Genomic DNA, 16661 nt, shown 5'->3' with positions numbered 1-16661 from the left:
TAAAAGAGCCTTATTTGGAGGAATCCAGGTAAGGCTTTTTTTCGCATTCAGCCTATGGTTTGCCTTTCTACGTAACCATTAACTGTATTAACTACAGCTAATTTTATTGATTTGCCTTAAAAAATTGCTTTAGATGGAAAACCTACATCTAATAACAACGGATTTCGCCACTTAAACATTTAAGCCGAAATTAGATGCACAAAATCCATCTATTTCGATGATTGTGGCAAATGTAGCGAAATTAACTGTACAAAATACATTTAAGTTTGAGGAGTGGAGAGAGACGTTTGGGGGGACGGAGTGAGGCGGGGAGTGGAGTAGAGTAGAGTAGGTCGAGTTAGTTGGTGAGCTAATGGAATGCTGGTGGGAGAGTAGAGTAGCTGAGAGCTAGTCAAGGGGCAGGACGATACGTCAAGCCAAGTCCCAAGATTTCAACGAAATTTTGTTATTTTCACAAAAATATAAGGAGAATCCTAATAATGGCTTGATTTTATAATACAATAAAGCTTAGCTAACTTCTTAGGTTGGAGCAACGATGGAATGGGAGTGATACATAGTGGAGAATGCCTATGTTCAGATAGGTACGGCGATGTTTCGGACGGGGATTTTGGGGTATGGCGGAGGGCCGTCGATCGTGCCATTAATTCGGTATGAAGCGGTGACGCGTTTTAAGTGGATGAAGGATGAGGAGTTCATGGAAGTACTCGCGATTGCGAATACGCTGCCAGGGCCGATTGCGACGAAGCTGGCAGGGTACCTAGGTTATCGGCTCAAAGGAAGCATGGGGGCGCTGGTTGGGCTTTTGGCTCATATTTTGCCTACTTGCGTAGCGATGGTGGGTCTGTATTCGTTTATTACTTTTTTCAGCACGTCGCATGTAATCAAGGGAATGATAGCGGCGGTGGTGCCGATTGTCGCGGTCATGCTAGGCGTGATGGCGTATGAGTTTGGCGAGAAGGCGATCAAAGGGTTAGGCTGGCCGGCGGGGGTTACTTTTTTCATCATAGCATTCTTGTTACTACAACCTCTATCGGTGCACCCCGCTATCGTGATATTCATGTTCCTCCTATATGGAGCTTTCCATCACAAGCTAAAGGACAAGTGGATGAAGAGTAAGAAGACGCTTGGCAAAGGTGATGGCGTATGATGGATTGGTGGCATTTGCTCGTTAGTTTCTTTCTTGCCAATGTGTTTGGCTATGGCGGCGGTCCTTCGTCAATCCCGCTGATGTTCCAAGAGATCGTGACGAATCACAATTGGATGAACAGCAGTGAGTTTTCCAATATGTTGGCGCTGGGGAATGCTCTGCCAGGGCCGATTGCGACGAAGATCGCTGCATACGTTGGCTATCAAATCGGAGGCTGGATCGGTGTACTGATTGCGGTGGCGGCAACGGTGGTTCCGTCGATTATTGCACTAATCATTTTGCTGAATATGCTGCAGAAATACAAGCAATCCCCTGTGATAAAAGGCATGACACTGCTGGTACAGCCTGTTATTGCGATTATGATGGTGCTGGTCACCTGGAGCAGCTTGGTGGAATCTACGAAAGCGATCGGATATCTACAGTTTGTCGGAATCGCCGCGGTGGCGTTTTATTTGATCCAAATGCGTAAGATACATCCTGCTTTTGTGATACTTGCTGGGTTCGTATATGGTGGGATTTTCCTATCCAAGTAAAATAATCTCACATTTATTTGGCGCTAAGCACAAAGCTTGCGCCTCTTTTCGTTACGACACCAAACTTGGTGTCATGTTTATTGACGCTCGCGATGGGCGGACCGTATAGTGATGTGAGAGGGATAGACGTAAACTGATCGATGATCTCGGAGTCCTGAAACAGCAAATCCCTAGTGGGAGATGCTGTTTTGTTATATCAGGGTTTGTCTAACGGAATAAGGAGGTCGGGGACCTGTGCGTACACAAGAGAAGGATGCTGTCGAGATGGTCCAAATCGTTAAGCAGTTCGGTTCCGTGCTGGCGAATGATGAGGTGGATTTCAGAGCGAGGTCAGGGGAGATTCATGCGCTGCTAGGCGAAAATGGTGCGGGCAAAAGCACCATGATGTGCATGCTGTCTGGCGTGTACCGCCCTACGAGCGGAGAAATTTACATACATGGCGAGAAGGTGCGCATTCGCTCACCGAAGGATGCGATGAAGCTGGGGATCGGCATGGTGTTCCAGAACTTCCGCCTCGTGCAGACTCTGACGGCTGCGGAGAACATTGTGCTTGGGGAAGCTGGCTCTTTCTGGCGTGGCCCTGGCTGGTTATCGAAGAAATCGGAGGAGATTGAGGCGATTTCGAAGCATTTTGGGCTGCTGTTCCCCGTAGATCGGCCCATCTGGCAGCTATCTGTTGGCGAGCAGCAGCGAGTGGAAATTGTGAAGACGCTCTATCGGGGAGCGGATTTTATTATTCTAGACGAGCCAACATCGGTGTTGACGCCGGGAGAGGTTGATCAGCTTTTTGAGACGCTGGACCGAATGAAGAAGGAAGGCAAAACGGTCATTATGACGACGCATAAGCTCAAAGAGGTGATGTTCGCGGCGGATCTTATCTCGGTCATGCGCAAGGGCAAGATGATTGCGACGATGGCGAAATCAGAAACGAGCGAACGCGAGCTTGCGCAGTTGATGGTTGGCGAGATGGGATTAGCGAGCCGCGCGCAACAAAGAACGCGAGCAAAGGAGAAGTCGATGCTCACGGTCAAGGGGCTTGATGTCTATGCGGACCATGGACGCAAGGCGCTGGATGGGCTTCATTTTGAGATAAATGAAGGGGAGATTGTCGGTATTGCAGGCGTTTCCGGAAACGGGCAGAAGGAGCTGGCGGAAGTGCTAACTGGGCTGCGCACGTGGAAGCATGGGGAAGTTCATTTTGATGGAAAAGCGCTGCGGAACGGGTCGGTTCGGGGAGCGATTGAGTTTGGGATCGGGCATGTGCCAGAAAATCGGATGCGCAGTGGTCTGGCTGGAAGTTTGGACTCGGTAGATAATCTGTTGTTCAAAACGTACCGTTCATCGGAACGGTCGCGGTTTGGTTTGCTGCGAACAGGGAGCAATCGGAGTTGGTCTCAGCGGTTGGTTGAGATGTTCGATGTGAAAACGTCGGGAATCGACTCGCCAGTTCAATTCATGTCGGGTGGGAATCAGCAGAAGCTGCTTTTTGCCAGGGAGATTGATCAAGGTCCCAAGCTTATGATTGCGGTACATCCGACTCAGGGACTTGATGTGGGTGCGTCGGAAGGTGTGTATCAACTGCTGGAGGATTTGCGAAGTAAGGGGCGCTCTGTTCTGCTGATTTCGGAGGATTTGGATGAGGTGCTGCAGCTAGCTGACCGTATTCTGGTCATGTACGATGGGCGCATTGTCGGGAATATGCCGAGGGAAGCGGCGAGCCGCGAGCACATCGGTATGCTGATGGCGGGATCGGAGGAGGATGCAGGATGAGTGAACAACGAACAGCAGGCAGCATTCCGATTGAAAGTAAAGTGCCGAAGCGCGGGGCGGGGTTCCGTTTGCCGTATCGTTTGGAAATCGATCCCGCAGGGGCGAATAGCCCTTGGTGGGTCACGATTATCGCCATCGCATTGGCTTTGGTGGCTTGTGGGATTTTTATCGCGTTGAATGGGATGAATCCGTTCATGGTCTACGGGAAAATGGTGAAGGGAGCCTTCGGCTCCACCTTTGGATTGACGGAAACGTTAGTGAAGGCGATTCCTTTGCTGCTTTGCGGGCTGGGTGTGTCAATTGCCTACCGCATCTCCGTGTGGAACATTGGGGCGGAAGGTCAGTTTGTGGCAGGAGCGATGGCGGCGACGGCGATTACGGTGTATTTTCCACATCTGCCGATGTACCTCTCGATTCCAGCTATGATGGTCGCGGGCATCGTGGCCGGCGGCTTCTGGGGATTGCTGACGGCGATACCACGGAACTATTTTCAGGTAAACGAGCTCATCACCTCGTTGATGCTAAACTATGTGGCGTTGCTGGCGCTGAACTATGTGGTTTTCGGACCGTGGAAAGATCCCAAAGGCTTTAACTTCCCAGGATCTCCGATGTTCACAGTTGCGCAGTCTTTACCTACTTTTGGTACGACGCGGCTGCATTTGGGACTGATTTTTGCCATTATCGCCGTGCTGATCTATGCCTTCGTTGTTCGCTATACGCGGTGGGGCTATGAGCTGCGGTTGATCGGTGCTAATAGTGAGGCGGCTAAAAATGCTGGCATTCGTATTTCCAGACATGTCCTTCTGGTGATGGTGATTAGCGGCGGGTTGGCGGGGCTTGCTGGCATGGGAGAGGTCTCTGGTGTAGCGCACCGACTCATGTATGGGATTTCTCCCGGGTATGGGTACACGGCGATTATCGTGGCTTGGCTGGCGAAGCTGAATCCGATAGGGCTTGTAGTTGCTTCGGTGCTCTTCGGTGGGCTTATTGTCGGCGGATATAGTGTGCAAACGATCGGACTTCCGTCCTCGATTTCGTCGATGATTCAAGGGGCGATTCTGTTTTTTCTCATTGCTGGGGGGATGGCGGGAAAATTCCGTATTCGTCGGAACAGCTGATGGCGCTAAGGAGGATAAGGATCGACAGGAGAAGTGCTGGGGAGTCGGGGAAAAGTAATTTTAGTTAATGGTGTTAATGAACGGGGAGATAAAGGGGTGTAAGAGATGGATACGATCACACAAATCATTGTTTCGGCGATCTCTTCGGGTACACCGCTGCTTTTGGCCGTATTGGGCGGCATCTTGATCGAAAGATCCGGCATCATTCAGCTTGGCGCTGAAGGCTTGATGTTAATGGGTGCGGTGACTTCGTGCCTCGTTTTCATACATACTGGAAGTTTAGTACTGGCCATTCTGTGCGTGCTCGCGGTGAGTGGGGTACTTGGAGTGCTTCATGGTTTCTTATGCGTAACGCTACATGCGAATCAGGTTGTTTGCGGTTTGGCGATGACGATATTCGGTGCGGGGCTAAGCGCGTATTTAGGTAAGCCTGTGAGTGGTAAGCCACTTGTTGGTGCGGTGCCGAAACTCGATATGCCGTGGTTGGAGCCTGTGCCGGTGATTGGCAAAATTTTTGCCCATATGGATTTGTTTACATGGTTAAGTTTCGTGCTCGTGCTGGCTATGCACTTGTTCATCCATCGCACGTCATGGGGGCTTCATCTTCGCGCAGTTGGAGATAATCCAGCTACGGCGGATGTCATGGGGATTCCTGTGATCGCGATTCGCTACGGCTGTATTGTCGTGGGTTCGATGCTGATCGGGATGGGTGGGGCAGATTTGCTGCTCGTATATACACCGACATGGAACGAGGGGATGACCTCGGGACGCGGTTGGATTGCGGTGGCTCTCATTATTTTTGCGAGATGGAATCCGATTCGTGCCCTCGTGTGCGCGTATTTCTTCGGCGTGTTGGATAGTCTGGGGTTCCGTGTGCAGCTGATCGGCAGCCATATTCCTTCTTATTTTCTGAAAATGATTCCGTACGTCGTCACCATTCTGGTGCTGATGTTCCTCGGTTGGCGGAATAAAAATAAGCCATCTGGTGCGCCTGAGGCGCTGGGTGTGCCTTATATACGGGAGCAGAGATTTTAGTTTATGGGAAGTAGATGGGATGAGATTGGGGAGCAGGGGGAAAACAGGAGGAAATCAGGAGGAATAGTGAGAAAAACTAGGAGGGCAAAAGATGAGTGAATTTGAGGTTCATATTCCATATTTAAAAAGATGTGTAGAGCTTTCTGTGCAGGCTAGAGAAGCTGGCAATACGCCATTTGGTTCATTGCTCGTTGGGCCAGATGGCGAGATTTTGCTGGAACATGGCAATGTTGAAATTACTGAATCGAATTGCACGGGGCACGCGGAAACGATGCTCATGGAGGTAGCTTCCAAGCGATATAGCAAGGAAGAGCTGTGGGCGTGTACGCTGTACACCTCAACAGAGCCGTGCGCTATGTGCGCGGGAGCGATTTATTGGGGCAACGTGGGACGCGTCATCTTCGGCATGTCGGAAGCGATGCTTGCGGGGCTGACGGGGGACAATGAGCAGAATCCGACGTTGATGCTGCCTTGTCGTGAGGTTTTTGCTAGAGGGAACAAGCCGATCCAGGTGATCGGTCCTGTTCCTGAGGTTGTGGAAGCGGCAGTCGCTGCGCATGACGGGTACTGGGATTGAAATAGGGAAGCCATCAGGATGTTTGTTGTCCTGGTGGCTTTTTTTGCGTGGGTTGGAGTTTGGGTTGGCTTCAAGCTCGCCAAGTCTCAGGAAACGCCTCGGGTTTCTGATATAACTGGATTTTCTCCATCTAATTTAGCTCAATATCACGAATAGGATGGATTAAATGTATTTTCTACAGTTAAATTTAACCAATTAGTCCGTTTCTTCAAAATCCAATGAAATTACCTGCAGTTTTTACAGCTATTCTGGAAAAATCATCAAATTCTCTGAAAATAACTGTAGTTTATACAGTTAAAGACTTTGACAGGTACCTCGATGCTTGTTTGATAGCGTTATAGGTAGGCGGGACGGGATTTGTGGGGGGGAGTTGTGGTGGTGTGGAGATGTGGGGGATAGAGAGTTGGAGGGGAGGAAATGTGGAGGGGTGGAGAGATGAAGTGATGGAATTGATGAAGGGTTGATGTGATGGGGGCTGCTGAGTTGTTGAGCTGTTGATGTGGCGTAATAGTGGAATGGAGTGACGTGTGAGTTGAAGTGAATGAAGTGAAGGAGAGTTGTTGGGGGGAGGTAATGTGGAGTGGTGAGGTTTAGATATAGAGATCGTGAAGATGGCGTAATGAGATTGCCTGAAGAAGCACATGGATACGTCCGATGGGCAGAGATGCCCCGCCGCCCGCCTATTTTAGCAAAAATACAAAAAAAGTTAACGATGTTATGAAAGATTACAAACTTCTTTCATATAAATTGACCCATAGGGATAGCGCAATTACAATGAAACAAATCTTGGAAGAGAATGCATGGCATTTAAGGCAGAAATCGAGGTGTCGGGGTTATGAAGATCACACGGAAGCAAGTCAATGACATGAGTCAAGAAGCATTCCTTGCAGCGTTTGGTCCGCTGTTTGAACACTCGCCTTGGGTGGCAGAACGGGCTGAAGGATCTCGGCCATTCGCTGAAATCCAGGAGATGATGAGTGCCCTTGAACAAGAGGTAGAGCGAGCGAGTCGTGAAGAGCAGCTGGCGCTGCTTCGGGCTCATCCCGATCTGGGTACACGTGTCCGGATGACCGAGCACTCGGTTCAGGAGCAGTCAGGTGTGGGTCTCAACCAGATAACCCCTGAAGAATACGAACAGTTTCTTTCTTTGAATAAACAGTACACGGACCGATTCGAGTTCCCTTTTATCATGGCGGTGAAGGGTCAGACCAAGGATACGATACGCGAGGCGTTAAGTCATCGTATACAAGGAACTCCAGAAGTGGAGCTGCTTATGGCACTACAAGAGGTTTGTAAGATTGGGCGATTTCGCCTGGCAGATATCGTGATGAATGAAACGGAGGAGAAAGCGATGGAACAAGCAAAAGGCGCAGAGAGAATCATGTACTACGGGAAAGGTGATGTTTGGGTCTATCGTTCCTATGCCAAGCCGCTCACGAATATCACACTGATTCCGGAATCGGGTTTCACAGGGCGAGATAATGTGTTGTTCGGTATGAATATCAAGGTATCGGTGAGCGGCGAGAAGCTGTTCACATCGTTCAGCGAGGGGGATAACACCAACGTTGTGGCGACAGATTCGATGAAGAACTTCATCCTGCGTAAAGCAGGCGAGTATGAAGGGTCTACGGCAGAAGGGTTTCTAGCTTTCGTTAGCCGCCTCTTCCTAGAGAAGTATCCATGGATGACGGGGATTAAAATGAGTGCCGATCAGGTGGCATTTGAAACGTTGCCGGTACCAGGTTCAAATGGCTTCGAAGTAGGAAATTTGGTGTATCGCTATTCACAAAATGAACACCCAACCGCATTTGTGGAACTCGTTCGGGTTGCAGACGATATCGTCCTCGCAGATCACTCTGCTGGCATAGCCGATCTTAAACTAGTCAAAGTCAAGGGAAGCTCGTTCGCCGGTTTCGTTCGTGATGAGTACACAACACTGCCTGAGTCGTCGGATCGCCCTCTGTTTATATTCCTAGACATCGCATGGAGCTATGAATCAGCGGAAGACGCTTTCGATGCCGATCTAGGACGCTACGTTGCCGCAGAGCAAATTTATGATATTGCGCATACCGTATTCCATGAGCAGCATTCGCCATCGATCCAAAACCTCATCTACCGTATCGGACAACGTTCGTTCCTGCGCTTCCCGCAGTTGAAAGAAATTCGCTTCGAGTCTAACAATCGGACATGGGAAACGATTCTAGAGGAAGTTTCTGTTGGGGAAGGCAAAGTGTTTACAGAGCCTAGACCACCTTATGGTTTCCAAGGCTTTTCGATGACAAAGCGTGATCTGGAGGGCCTATGAGTGTAGGAATCACTTCGCACATACTGGATGTAAGCAGCGGCCGACCGGCTGTCGGTGTGAGGATCGACTTGTATCGTCTTGAAGGAGGCGTGGCAGAACTGCTGCGTTCGGATGCTACGAATACAGATGGCAGACTGCCAGGGCCGATGCTAAGTGGGGATGATTTTACAATAGGGACGTATGAACTTCTCTTCCATGTAGGTGACTACTTCAGAGGGAAGGGCGTGGAGCTTCCAGAGCCTGCATTTCTAGATCAAGTACCGATTCGTTTCGGTGTTGCCAATAACGCTTCCCACTATCACGTCCCCTTATTAATTGCACCGTGGGGGTATAACACGTATCGCGGGAGTTAATGCAAAGAAGTCAGCGTTAATTGAATAGAGAGAGCTTCGAGGGAGGGTTTCGTAGGATGAATCGATTGGATCTTATCATTCGCAAAGGGACTGTGGTCCTGCAAGATGAGTGTCGACAGCTAGATATCGGTATACGGAATGGCAAAATTGCAGCATTAGGCGAAAACCTCGTTGTCTCGGAGCAAACACCTGTTTATGACGCAGAAGGCTTAACGATCCTGCCGGGTATGATTGATGCGCATGTTCATTTCAATGAACCCTCTCTTGGTCATTGGGAGGGGTTCGTCACAGGTTCTGCATCGCTAGCTGCTGGCGGATGCACAACGTACATTGATATGCCGCTCAATGGTGTTCCGCCTACCGTTCGGCTTAGTGCCTTAGAGCTGAAGTTGGACGCAGCTGAAGGGCAATCCCATGTTGATTATGCCCTCTGGGGCGGTCTTGTTCCCGGCAATATCAACGAGCTTGAAGGGCTGGCACAAGCTGGCGTAATAGGTTTCAAAGCCTTCATGTCCTGCCCGGGTGGAGAAGGAGAAGATATTTTCACGGAAGTGGATGATGAGACGTTAGTTAACGGCATGAAGGAAATTGCACGCTTAGGCTTGGTGCTCGCTCTTCATGCTGAGAGCGAGGAAATCGTCTCCAAGCTCGCTGCGGAGGCTGCCCGAGCAGGCAAGCGCAGCGCATTGGATTTCATCGCGACAAGGCCGATTGCCGCTGAAGTGGAAGCTGTGAACCGTGCATTGGGCTATGCGAAGCAGACAGGCTGTAAGCTGCATTTCGTACATATCTCCTCTGCCGAAGCCGTACAGATAATCACAGAGGCGAAGGTAGAAGGTTTGGATGTTACCGTGGAAACGTGCCCGCACTATTTGGCGCTAACGGACGTGGAGGTTGAGCGCCTCGGACCCCTTGCCAAATGTGCGCCACCGATCCGCACGGCGGAAGATCAAGCTCGTTTGTGGGCGGAGCTGAAAGCAGGTCGGTTCGACATCATCGCCTCGGATCACTCCCCTTCACCGAAGCACATGAAGCAAGGGGACTTCTTCGAAGCGTGGGGCGGCATTTCAGGGGCGCAAAGCTCGCTTGAGCTCATGTTGCACGAGGGCCATCTCCGCAGAGGCGTTCCTCTTCCGGAGCTCGCTCGTATGCTAGCGCTAGAGCCGGCTAAGCGCTTTGGCTTATATCCTCGCAAGGGGGAAATCGCCATAGGGGCCGACGCGGATCTAGCTTTGGTGGATTTGGCAGGGAGCTATACGCTGCAAGAGAGCGACTTGCTCTATCGTCATAAGCAAAGTCCATATGTGGGCAAAACGTTCAACTGCAGCGTGAAGGCGACTTTCCTGAGGGGTGTAAAGGTGTACGAAAGAGGCGTGGGTGTTGGAGCATCGTTAGAGGGAACTTGGTTGCGTCACAGTGCATCGATCGGAGGCGGGCTAGATGGCTAAAATGAAAGGGCACCCACAGGAAGAATTGCTAGCTCAATACGGGGAGCGTATGCTGCTAGCTTTGGAGTGGTTGGCGACCTTCGGCGCCGATCCGGAAGGCGGCGTGACTCGACTTTTGTATGCGGAGCCTTGGCTTAAGGCGCAATTAGCACTGATAGACAATATGCAAAGCATGGGGCTTAAGGCAGACTTCGATGAAATCGGCAATGTGTACGGCAAATTGCAAGGCTCGGACCCATCGTTAAAACCGATGCTGACAGGTTCACATATTGATACGGTCAAAAACGGTGGGAAATACGATGGAGCCTACGGCGTCATCGCATCGATGATGGCGCTTGGCTATTTGAAGGCCGTGTACGGAGCACCGAAACGGACCTTGGAGATGGTTTCCTTTTGCGAGGAAGAGGGGAGTCGGTTTCCATTAGCATATTGGGGCTCCGGTCATGTGACAGGGGTACTTTCCTTAGCTGAAGGCGCAGGCCTTGCTGATCCAGAGGGTGTGACGTTACTCGAAGCGATGGAGCGAGCGGGCTTTGATATTGATCAGGGACAACTCCATCCAGCAAAACGTAATGATATAGGCGGATATATTGAAATTCATATCGAGCAAGGCGCAGTCCTTGAGTTTAAAGAGAAGCAAATTGGTGTGGTTACAGCTATTGTTGGCCAAATTCGAATGACTGTCGTCGTTACAGGGATACCCAATCATGCGGGAACGACGCCAATGACAATGCGCAAAGATGCGCTGGCTGCCGCCGCCGAAATGGTCGCGCTGACAGAGAAGATGGCACTTGCGGAGGGTGAACCTTTGGTAGCCACCGTAGGGCGCTTAGAAGTGAAGCGTGGAACATCGAACGTGGTGCCCGGTGAGGTCGAATTTACGTTAGATATTAGGCATACTGACAAGCGAAAGATTGAGGATTTTCGTGCGGAACTGATATCGCGGTTTGTGGAAATCGCCGTGCGAAGAGAACTTTATATAGATACAGTGGAACATCTAAATGCCTTACCAGTGGCCATGGATAGCGGGATATCGGCAGAAATTGAGGCTGCCTGCGACTTCTATGGCTACGAGCATATTCAGATGCCAAGCGGGGCGGGACATGATGCTCAGTTATTCGGACCGATCTGTCCGTCGGCCATGATTTTTGTTCCAAGCCGGGCAGGCATCAGTCATAATCCCAACGAGTTCACGAAGCCGGATGATCTTATTGTCGGTTTTCAGACACTCGTTCATGTGTTATATCAATACGGCTACGGGGGAAAAGCAGATGAAAACCTATAAAGACTTATCACCATCCCTTCGAACGATCATGACCCCAGGTCCAGTCGAGGTTGACCCTAGGGTGCTGCGCGCGATGTCGTATCCCATTCTGGGGCAGTTCGATCCTGAGTTTACCGAGCTTATGAATGAAACGATGGAGATGCTTCGAGACGTATTTCAAACGAATAATCAATGGGCGTTTCCGATTGATGGGACGTCCCGTTCAGGTATAGAGGCCGTGCTGGTCAGCATCATTGAGCCTGGAGATAAAGTGCTCGTTCCGATCTACGGACGATTTGGGAATTTACTGGTAGAAATTGCCGAGCGATGTGGGGCTGAAGTGGCAATTATTGAGCAGGAATGGGGAGCAGTATTCGATCCCATTGATATCATTACAGCTATCGAGCGGGAGAAGCCGACGATCGTGGCGATGGTTCACGGTGAGACGTCGACAGGCTGTATTCAAAAGTTTGATGGGATAGGGGCAGCTTGCCGAGAAGTGGATGCTCTTCTAGTCGTAGATGCTGTAGCCACCATTGGTGGAGTTCCCGTGAAAACCGACGAATGGCTGCTGGATGCGGTGATTGGCGGCACGCAAAAATGTTTATCCGTTCCATCAGGCATGTCACCGATTACGTATAACGATCGAGTTGAAGCGAAGGTTATGCGCCGTAAAACGATTGAACGAGGACTGCGGGAGAAAGGATCTCCTATTTCCTCGATAAAAGCTGTGGCGAGTAATTATTTCGATCTCGGCATGCTGCAGGATTACTGGAGTCCAAAGCGGTTAAATCACCATACTGAGGCTACGACGATGTTGTATGCGCTGCGCGAGGGTTTACGCATTGTGCTGCAGGAGGGACTGGAAGAGCGATTCTTGCGCCATAAGCGTCATGAAGCGGCTTTGGTTGCCGGCTTGCAGGCGATGGGATTGACGTTATACGGGTATCCCGTGTGTAAGCTGCCAGTAGTAACCTGTATACGTATTCCCAGTGGGGTTGATGGGGAAGCTGTTCGATCGATGCTGCTGAACAGCTTCGGTATTGAAATTGCCTCTTCCTTCGGTCCATTGAAGGGACAAATATGGCGCATTGGTACGATGGGTTTTAGCTGTAATCAGAAAAATGTGCTTCATGTCCTCGGGGCGCTAGAAGCAACACTTCACTGGTATGGTGTGGATATATCTGTAGGGAAGGCGCTGCAAGCTGCACTAGCGGTATATGCTCTTGAACAGGAGGAATAATCATGTTAAACATCATGCCACGAGCAGAGCGAGCCATGATTGCTACGCCACATTATTTGGCTAGTTCCGTGGGGAGTGCGATTTTACAGCAAGGCGGCAATGCCTTCGATGCAGCAATTGCCATTAGCGCGACCCTAGGTGTCGTATATCCGCATATGACGGGGCTCGGGGGAGATGCTTTTTTCCTCATGCATGAGGCGGCAACAGGTGCTTATACCGGGTTTAATGGAAGCGGGAAGTCCGCTGCGAAGGTGACGCCTGATTTTTATAGAGAGCAAGGGATGAATCAGATTCCACAGCGCGGCATTTTAAGCGCAATAACAGTTCCGGGTATGGTGGATGCTTGGTGGCAGGTGTGGGAAAAGCACGGAAAGCTCCCTTGGGCGAAACTATTGGATGCAGCCATTGGTTATGCGGAAAAAGGGTTCCCGATCTCGCGGAACTTACTGTTCTGGATGCGCAAGGATGAGCCATTCATTCGGGCTTCTGTGCAGCTTAGTGCTTTGTATATGCGAGATGGCGAGCTTCTGAAGGAAGGCGATCGGTTGATTCAGCCGGAGATGGCGAGGACGCTACGACTGCTTCAACAAGAAGGAAGAGATGCGTTCTACACAGGCTCGCTCATGCAGACCATTGTGGATAACGTGAAGCAGGATGGCGGGCTGCTGGAGGAAGAAGATTTCCGCAGCTTCGCTGGCGAATGGGTGGAGCCCCTATCAACGACGTATCGTGGATACGACATTTATCAGATGCCGCCGAACTCGCAAGGGTTCACAGCGCTCATGATGATGAATATGTTAGAACATATCGATATGGCAGCTGTGCCTAGAGCATCGGCAAACTTTTACCATCTGATGTCGGAAGTGATCAAGAAGGCGTTCAAAGACCGCGATCGCTATTTAACGGATCCACATTTTAGAGAAATACCGCTTGAAAGATTGTTGTCGAAATCGTATGCGCAGGAGCTCTGGAATGAGATTCAGGCGAATCCATTGAAGGTAAGTGAGCATCTCTCGCCAGCGATCGGTCAGGACACTGCTTATGCGGCTGTTGTAGATGAAGAGGGGAATTCGGTTTCTTTTATCCAAAGTCTCTATTTCGATTTCGGGGCAGCTTACGTTCCTGGCGATACAGGCATTATTATGCAAAATCGGGGATCCTTCTTCTCACTTGATCCTGCCTGTGCGAACGTGTTGGAACCACGCAAAAGATCGTTCCATACGTTGATGCCCGCGATGGTAAGTAAGGCCGGGAAGCCTTATATGCTGTTCGGCACGCAAGGAGGAGAAGGGCAGCCGCAGACGCAGCTTTCGATACTCACGGGGGTATTGGATTACGGTTTATCGATTCAGGAAGCCATTTCACTGCCACGGTGGGTATATGGACGTACTTGGGGGGAAGACGGGGATGCGCTGAAGTTGGAGCATCGGCTTGAACCTGAGGTATATACAAAACTGAAGCAATGGGGACATCGCGTGGAGCCCGTGAAGTCGTGGGACGGCATTATGGGGCAGGCGCAGGGCATTGTCATTGATGAACAAGGCTTCATGAGTGGGGCGGCTGATCCGCGTGGTGATGGGTTGGCGATTGGCTGGTAGCAGAGCTTCCTCTGAGGCATTATATGGGTTGTTTATGAGCGCAACGCCGCTTTGTATGGGGCAGGGGTTCATCATCTAGCATTTATTTTCAACTGCATAACTCATGCGTAACATAAAAAAGAAGGAGCGATGAGCGATGGAGGCCTATGACATTTTGCAAGCTGTGGAAAATAATGCGGGAGCTCGTGTATTAGCAACAGTGATTCATGTGGAAGGTCACGCTTATCGCAAGCAAGGTGCCCTCATGCTGTTAATGGCAGATGGAAGCACGTTAGGGAGTATTTCTCCAGGGTGTTTGGAAGGTGATCTCGCTGCTTACGTGCCAGGCGTGTGGGAATCGCATAAACCGCAAATGGTCGAATACGACATGAGGCCAGCCGATGACTTTGGTTGGGGGGAGACGATTGGGTGCGGCGGGTTAATCCGTATTTTGCTTGAGCCACTAGCTGGAGAGCTGTTGGTTAACCTGTTAGTCGTAAAAGACAGATTGGATCACGGTGAGGCCGTGGAGCTCATTCGCACCTATACCGATGGGTATTCGGATATTAGTTACGCGTTGCGAGGATCAGGTGTTGAGGAAGAGTGGGGTTCTGCAGCTTCAGCTGTTAGAGAGCCGTTTCGCTTAGCGACGCGTACGCTGTTTATGCCAAAGCCAAGAGTCATTGTGTTCGGTGCAAATCCTGATGCGGTTCCGCTCGTACAAATGGCAGCAAGCAGCGGCTTTCGCGTGGTGGTCGCGGATTGGCGTGAATCGTTCTGCAACGCAGAGCGGTTCCCAGGGGTAGAGACGATGGTTGCTTTTCCAGAAACGTTAGTCGAAAAGCTTACGCTGAATGAGCGAGACTACGTCGTGATCATGAGTCATCAGTTCGAGAAGGACACCGCCTTCTTCAGGGGTGTTATGGCTTATAACTTACACTATCTGGGCATTATGGGCTCCAAGGAGCGTACGGAGAAAATGCTGGAAGGTTTCGAGCGCCCAGACTGGCTGCATGCGCCAATTGGCTTAAACATCGGCTCGGAAGGCGCGTTCGAGAACGCGATTAGCATTGCGGCTGAGCTGATTGCGATCAAACGGAGCAAATATGGAGCGGGTGTATGGTCATCATCTCTAACTCATGGACGGGATGTTCAAAGCTTCTGCTCGTGGTGAAGTCGGGGGAGAGGGTGGAGCTGATGAAACAAGAGAAGATGGTGGAACTAAGGAAGAAGGCGAAACCGGAGAATATGGTGGAACTAGGGAAGAAAAAAATCGTTGGCGTCTACTTGGCGGCTGGAAGTAGTCGGCGTATGGGGACTGCGAAGCAGTCCCTTGAGTTGGCTGTGGGCGTCAGCCTTGGAGGTATAGCGCTGTTGAAGGCACTTGCCTGTGCGGAGTTAGAGCAGGTGATTGTCGTTGTACAGGAAGGGGATACGCTGGCATGGTTGCCGGAAGAGGCTCGTGGTCAGCTCGCGAGTGGCAGATGCCGCACGGTGGTGTGCAGGGATGCTGGTCTTGGTATGGCTCACTCGCTTCGCACAGGTATTCAAGTGGCAGAGGAGCTGGCGGCTGATGGTGCGATGGTTATGCTGGCTGATCAGCCATTCATTGAGGAAGCTATGTTGGATGAGCTGATTGATGCTTACAAGGCGGATGCGGACTACGATTATGTTGCTAGTGGTGATCAGGGGATCCCGAAGCCACCAGTCATTCTGGGGAGCAGAATGTGGTCAGCTATCGCTTCGTTGGAAGGCGATGCTGGCGCGCGGGCACTGTTTCATTTGCCAGCATTTCGCGGGCAGATTGTTGAGGCAGCAGCGCTGACATTTATGGATATTGATACCCCCCAGCAATATGAAGAGGCAAAAACGATCTACAAGTCGTGAAATAAGTTAGATTATATGACATGTAATTAGCCGTGGAGTGCATTGATACGAATGATGCGCTATTTTTTTATATAAAAAAACAAAATGATGTTATGTTAGTTGACGTTAAATTCGAATATTGTTTATAGTAGATCTAATTTATCAGAACGATTGAGATGGAAGAACGTTGGGGAATGCGAAGAAGTAAAGTGAAAGACGAAGAAGCAGAAACGAAAAAGGTAGGCGCTACCGGAAGTGGGCTCATCGAAACGGAACGACGTTCCGCAACTTTTTGGAAATGGCGGATTTCGCCCAAATAGGGGAACCAGATTCCGTTAGATGGCGCGCAACGCAACGAACACGCTAACTACGCAGCAAGCCGGCTTCTCGCGGTAAACTCAGAACGCATAACGAGCACGTGGTCA

The 16661-nt window shown here is 50.5% G+C and carries 15 protein-coding genes; all 15 read left to right on the top strand.

What is annotated here, in order from left to right:
• Window positions 1–553 precede the first annotated feature (553 nt).
• Complete coding sequence (chrB, locus tag GC096_RS35870; RefSeq protein WP_376769551.1) at window positions 554–1147, top strand: chromate efflux transporter ChrB; 594 nt, start codon at window positions 554–556, stop codon at window positions 1145–1147.
• On the top strand, window positions 1144–1680 hold the full coding sequence (chrA, locus tag GC096_RS35865; protein WP_281366870.1) for a chromate efflux transporter ChrA: 537 nt from the start codon (window positions 1144–1146) through the stop codon (window positions 1678–1680). The genes chrB and chrA overlap by 4 nt, the downstream gene beginning before the upstream one ends.
• Window positions 1681–1944: 264 nt before the next feature.
• Window positions 1945–3450 carry an ABC transporter ATP-binding protein gene (locus GC096_RS35860; RefSeq protein WP_171637636.1) on the top strand — a complete coding sequence of 502 codons (1506 nt, stop codon included), beginning with the start codon at window positions 1945–1947 and terminating at the stop codon, window positions 3448–3450.
• Window positions 3447–4568 (top strand): ABC transporter permease, encoded by a 1122-nt coding sequence (locus GC096_RS35855; protein ID WP_171637623.1) that lies wholly within the window; start codon window positions 3447–3449, stop codon window positions 4566–4568. Before GC096_RS35860 ends, GC096_RS35855 begins: the two co-directional genes overlap by 4 nt.
• A gap of 105 nt (window positions 4569–4673) precedes the next feature.
• Window positions 4674–5603: an ABC transporter permease gene (locus tag GC096_RS35850; protein WP_171637621.1), complete on the top strand. Its 930-nt coding sequence runs from the start codon at window positions 4674–4676 to the stop codon at window positions 5601–5603.
• A 91-nt stretch (window positions 5604–5694) separates the two neighbouring features.
• Window positions 5695–6180, top strand: a complete 486-nt coding sequence (locus GC096_RS35845; RefSeq protein WP_171637619.1) for a nucleoside deaminase — start codon at window positions 5695–5697, stop codon at window positions 6178–6180.
• Window positions 6181–7015: 835 nt separating this feature from the next.
• Window positions 7016–8485: a factor-independent urate hydroxylase gene (gene pucL / locus GC096_RS35840; protein ID WP_171637617.1), complete on the top strand. Its 1470-nt coding sequence runs from the start codon at window positions 7016–7018 to the stop codon at window positions 8483–8485.
• Window positions 8482–8838, top strand: a complete 357-nt coding sequence (uraH, locus tag GC096_RS35835) for a hydroxyisourate hydrolase (protein ID WP_171637615.1) — start codon at window positions 8482–8484, stop codon at window positions 8836–8838. The genes pucL and uraH overlap by 4 nt, the downstream gene beginning before the upstream one ends.
• Before the next feature lie 56 nt (window positions 8839–8894).
• A complete protein-coding gene (locus GC096_RS35830) occupies window positions 8895–10286 on the top strand; it encodes an allantoinase (RefSeq protein ID WP_171637606.1) in 1392 nt (463 codons plus the stop codon).
• Window positions 10279–11571 (top strand): Zn-dependent hydrolase, encoded by a 1293-nt coding sequence (locus GC096_RS35825; RefSeq protein WP_246303220.1) that lies wholly within the window; start codon window positions 10279–10281, stop codon window positions 11569–11571. Before GC096_RS35830 ends, GC096_RS35825 begins: the two co-directional genes overlap by 8 nt.
• The gene (locus GC096_RS35820) at window positions 11558–12793 is read left to right on the top strand and encodes a (S)-ureidoglycine--glyoxylate transaminase (protein ID WP_171637605.1); all 1236 of its coding nucleotides are present in this window, start codon (window positions 11558–11560) and stop codon (window positions 12791–12793) included. The genes GC096_RS35825 and GC096_RS35820 overlap by 14 nt, the downstream gene beginning before the upstream one ends.
• A gap of 2 nt (window positions 12794–12795) precedes the next feature.
• Window positions 12796–14391, top strand: coding sequence for a gamma-glutamyltransferase (ggt, locus tag GC096_RS35815; RefSeq protein ID WP_171637603.1), 1596 nt, complete (start codon window positions 12796–12798; stop codon window positions 14389–14391).
• A gap of 136 nt (window positions 14392–14527) precedes the next feature.
• Window positions 14528–15544, top strand: a complete 1017-nt coding sequence (locus GC096_RS35810) for an XdhC family protein (RefSeq protein ID WP_171637601.1) — start codon at window positions 14528–14530, stop codon at window positions 15542–15544.
• 23 nt (window positions 15545–15567) lie between these two features.
• On the top strand, window positions 15568–16257 hold the full coding sequence (locus GC096_RS35805) for a nucleotidyltransferase family protein (protein WP_171637599.1): 690 nt from the start codon (window positions 15568–15570) through the stop codon (window positions 16255–16257).
• A 173-nt stretch (window positions 16258–16430) separates the two neighbouring features.
• The gene (locus tag GC096_RS39235; protein WP_281366869.1) at window positions 16431–16556 is read left to right on the top strand and encodes a hypothetical protein; all 126 of its coding nucleotides are present in this window, start codon (window positions 16431–16433) and stop codon (window positions 16554–16556) included.
• Window positions 16557–16661: the final 105 nt, after the last annotated feature.

This window comes from Paenibacillus plantarum (assembly GCF_013141695.1).
GTDB classification, from domain to species: domain Bacteria; phylum Bacillota; class Bacilli; order Paenibacillales; family NBRC-103111; genus Paenibacillus_E; species Paenibacillus_E plantarum.
This window is presented reverse-complemented; position numbering and strand designations above follow the sequence as displayed.

What these genes read in the sequence shown, in the direction of transcription:
- GC096_RS35810 (WP_171637601.1), top strand. Translation starts at nt 14,528, where the DNA reads ATGGAGGCCTATGACATTTTGCAAGCTGTGGAAAATAATGCGGGAGCT.
- pucL (WP_171637617.1), top strand. Translation starts at nt 7,016, where the DNA reads ATGAAGATCACACGGAAGCAAGTCAATGACATGAGTCAAGAAGCATTC.
- GC096_RS35860 (WP_171637636.1), top strand. Translation starts at nt 1,945, where the DNA reads ATGGTCCAAATCGTTAAGCAGTTCGGTTCCGTGCTGGCGAATGATGAG.
- GC096_RS35830 (WP_171637606.1), top strand. Translation starts at nt 8,895, where the DNA reads ATGAATCGATTGGATCTTATCATTCGCAAAGGGACTGTGGTCCTGCAA.
- GC096_RS35805 (WP_171637599.1), top strand. Translation starts at nt 15,568, where the DNA reads ATGAAACAAGAGAAGATGGTGGAACTAAGGAAGAAGGCGAAACCGGAG.
- GC096_RS35850 (WP_171637621.1), top strand. Translation starts at nt 4,674, where the DNA reads ATGGATACGATCACACAAATCATTGTTTCGGCGATCTCTTCGGGTACA.
- GC096_RS35855 (WP_171637623.1), top strand. Translation starts at nt 3,447, where the DNA reads ATGAGTGAACAACGAACAGCAGGCAGCATTCCGATTGAAAGTAAAGTG.
- GC096_RS35845 (WP_171637619.1), top strand. Translation starts at nt 5,695, where the DNA reads ATGAGTGAATTTGAGGTTCATATTCCATATTTAAAAAGATGTGTAGAG.
- GC096_RS35825 (WP_246303220.1), top strand. Translation starts at nt 10,279, where the DNA reads ATGGCTAAAATGAAAGGGCACCCACAGGAAGAATTGCTAGCTCAATAC.
- GC096_RS39235 (WP_281366869.1), top strand. Translation starts at nt 16,431, where the DNA reads ATGCGAAGAAGTAAAGTGAAAGACGAAGAAGCAGAAACGAAAAAGGTA.
- ggt (WP_171637603.1), top strand. Translation starts at nt 12,796, where the DNA reads ATGTTAAACATCATGCCACGAGCAGAGCGAGCCATGATTGCTACGCCA.
- uraH (WP_171637615.1), top strand. Translation starts at nt 8,482, where the DNA reads ATGAGTGTAGGAATCACTTCGCACATACTGGATGTAAGCAGCGGCCGA.
- GC096_RS35820 (WP_171637605.1), top strand. Translation starts at nt 11,558, where the DNA reads ATGAAAACCTATAAAGACTTATCACCATCCCTTCGAACGATCATGACC.
- chrA (WP_281366870.1), top strand. Translation starts at nt 1,144, where the DNA reads ATGATGGATTGGTGGCATTTGCTCGTTAGTTTCTTTCTTGCCAATGTG.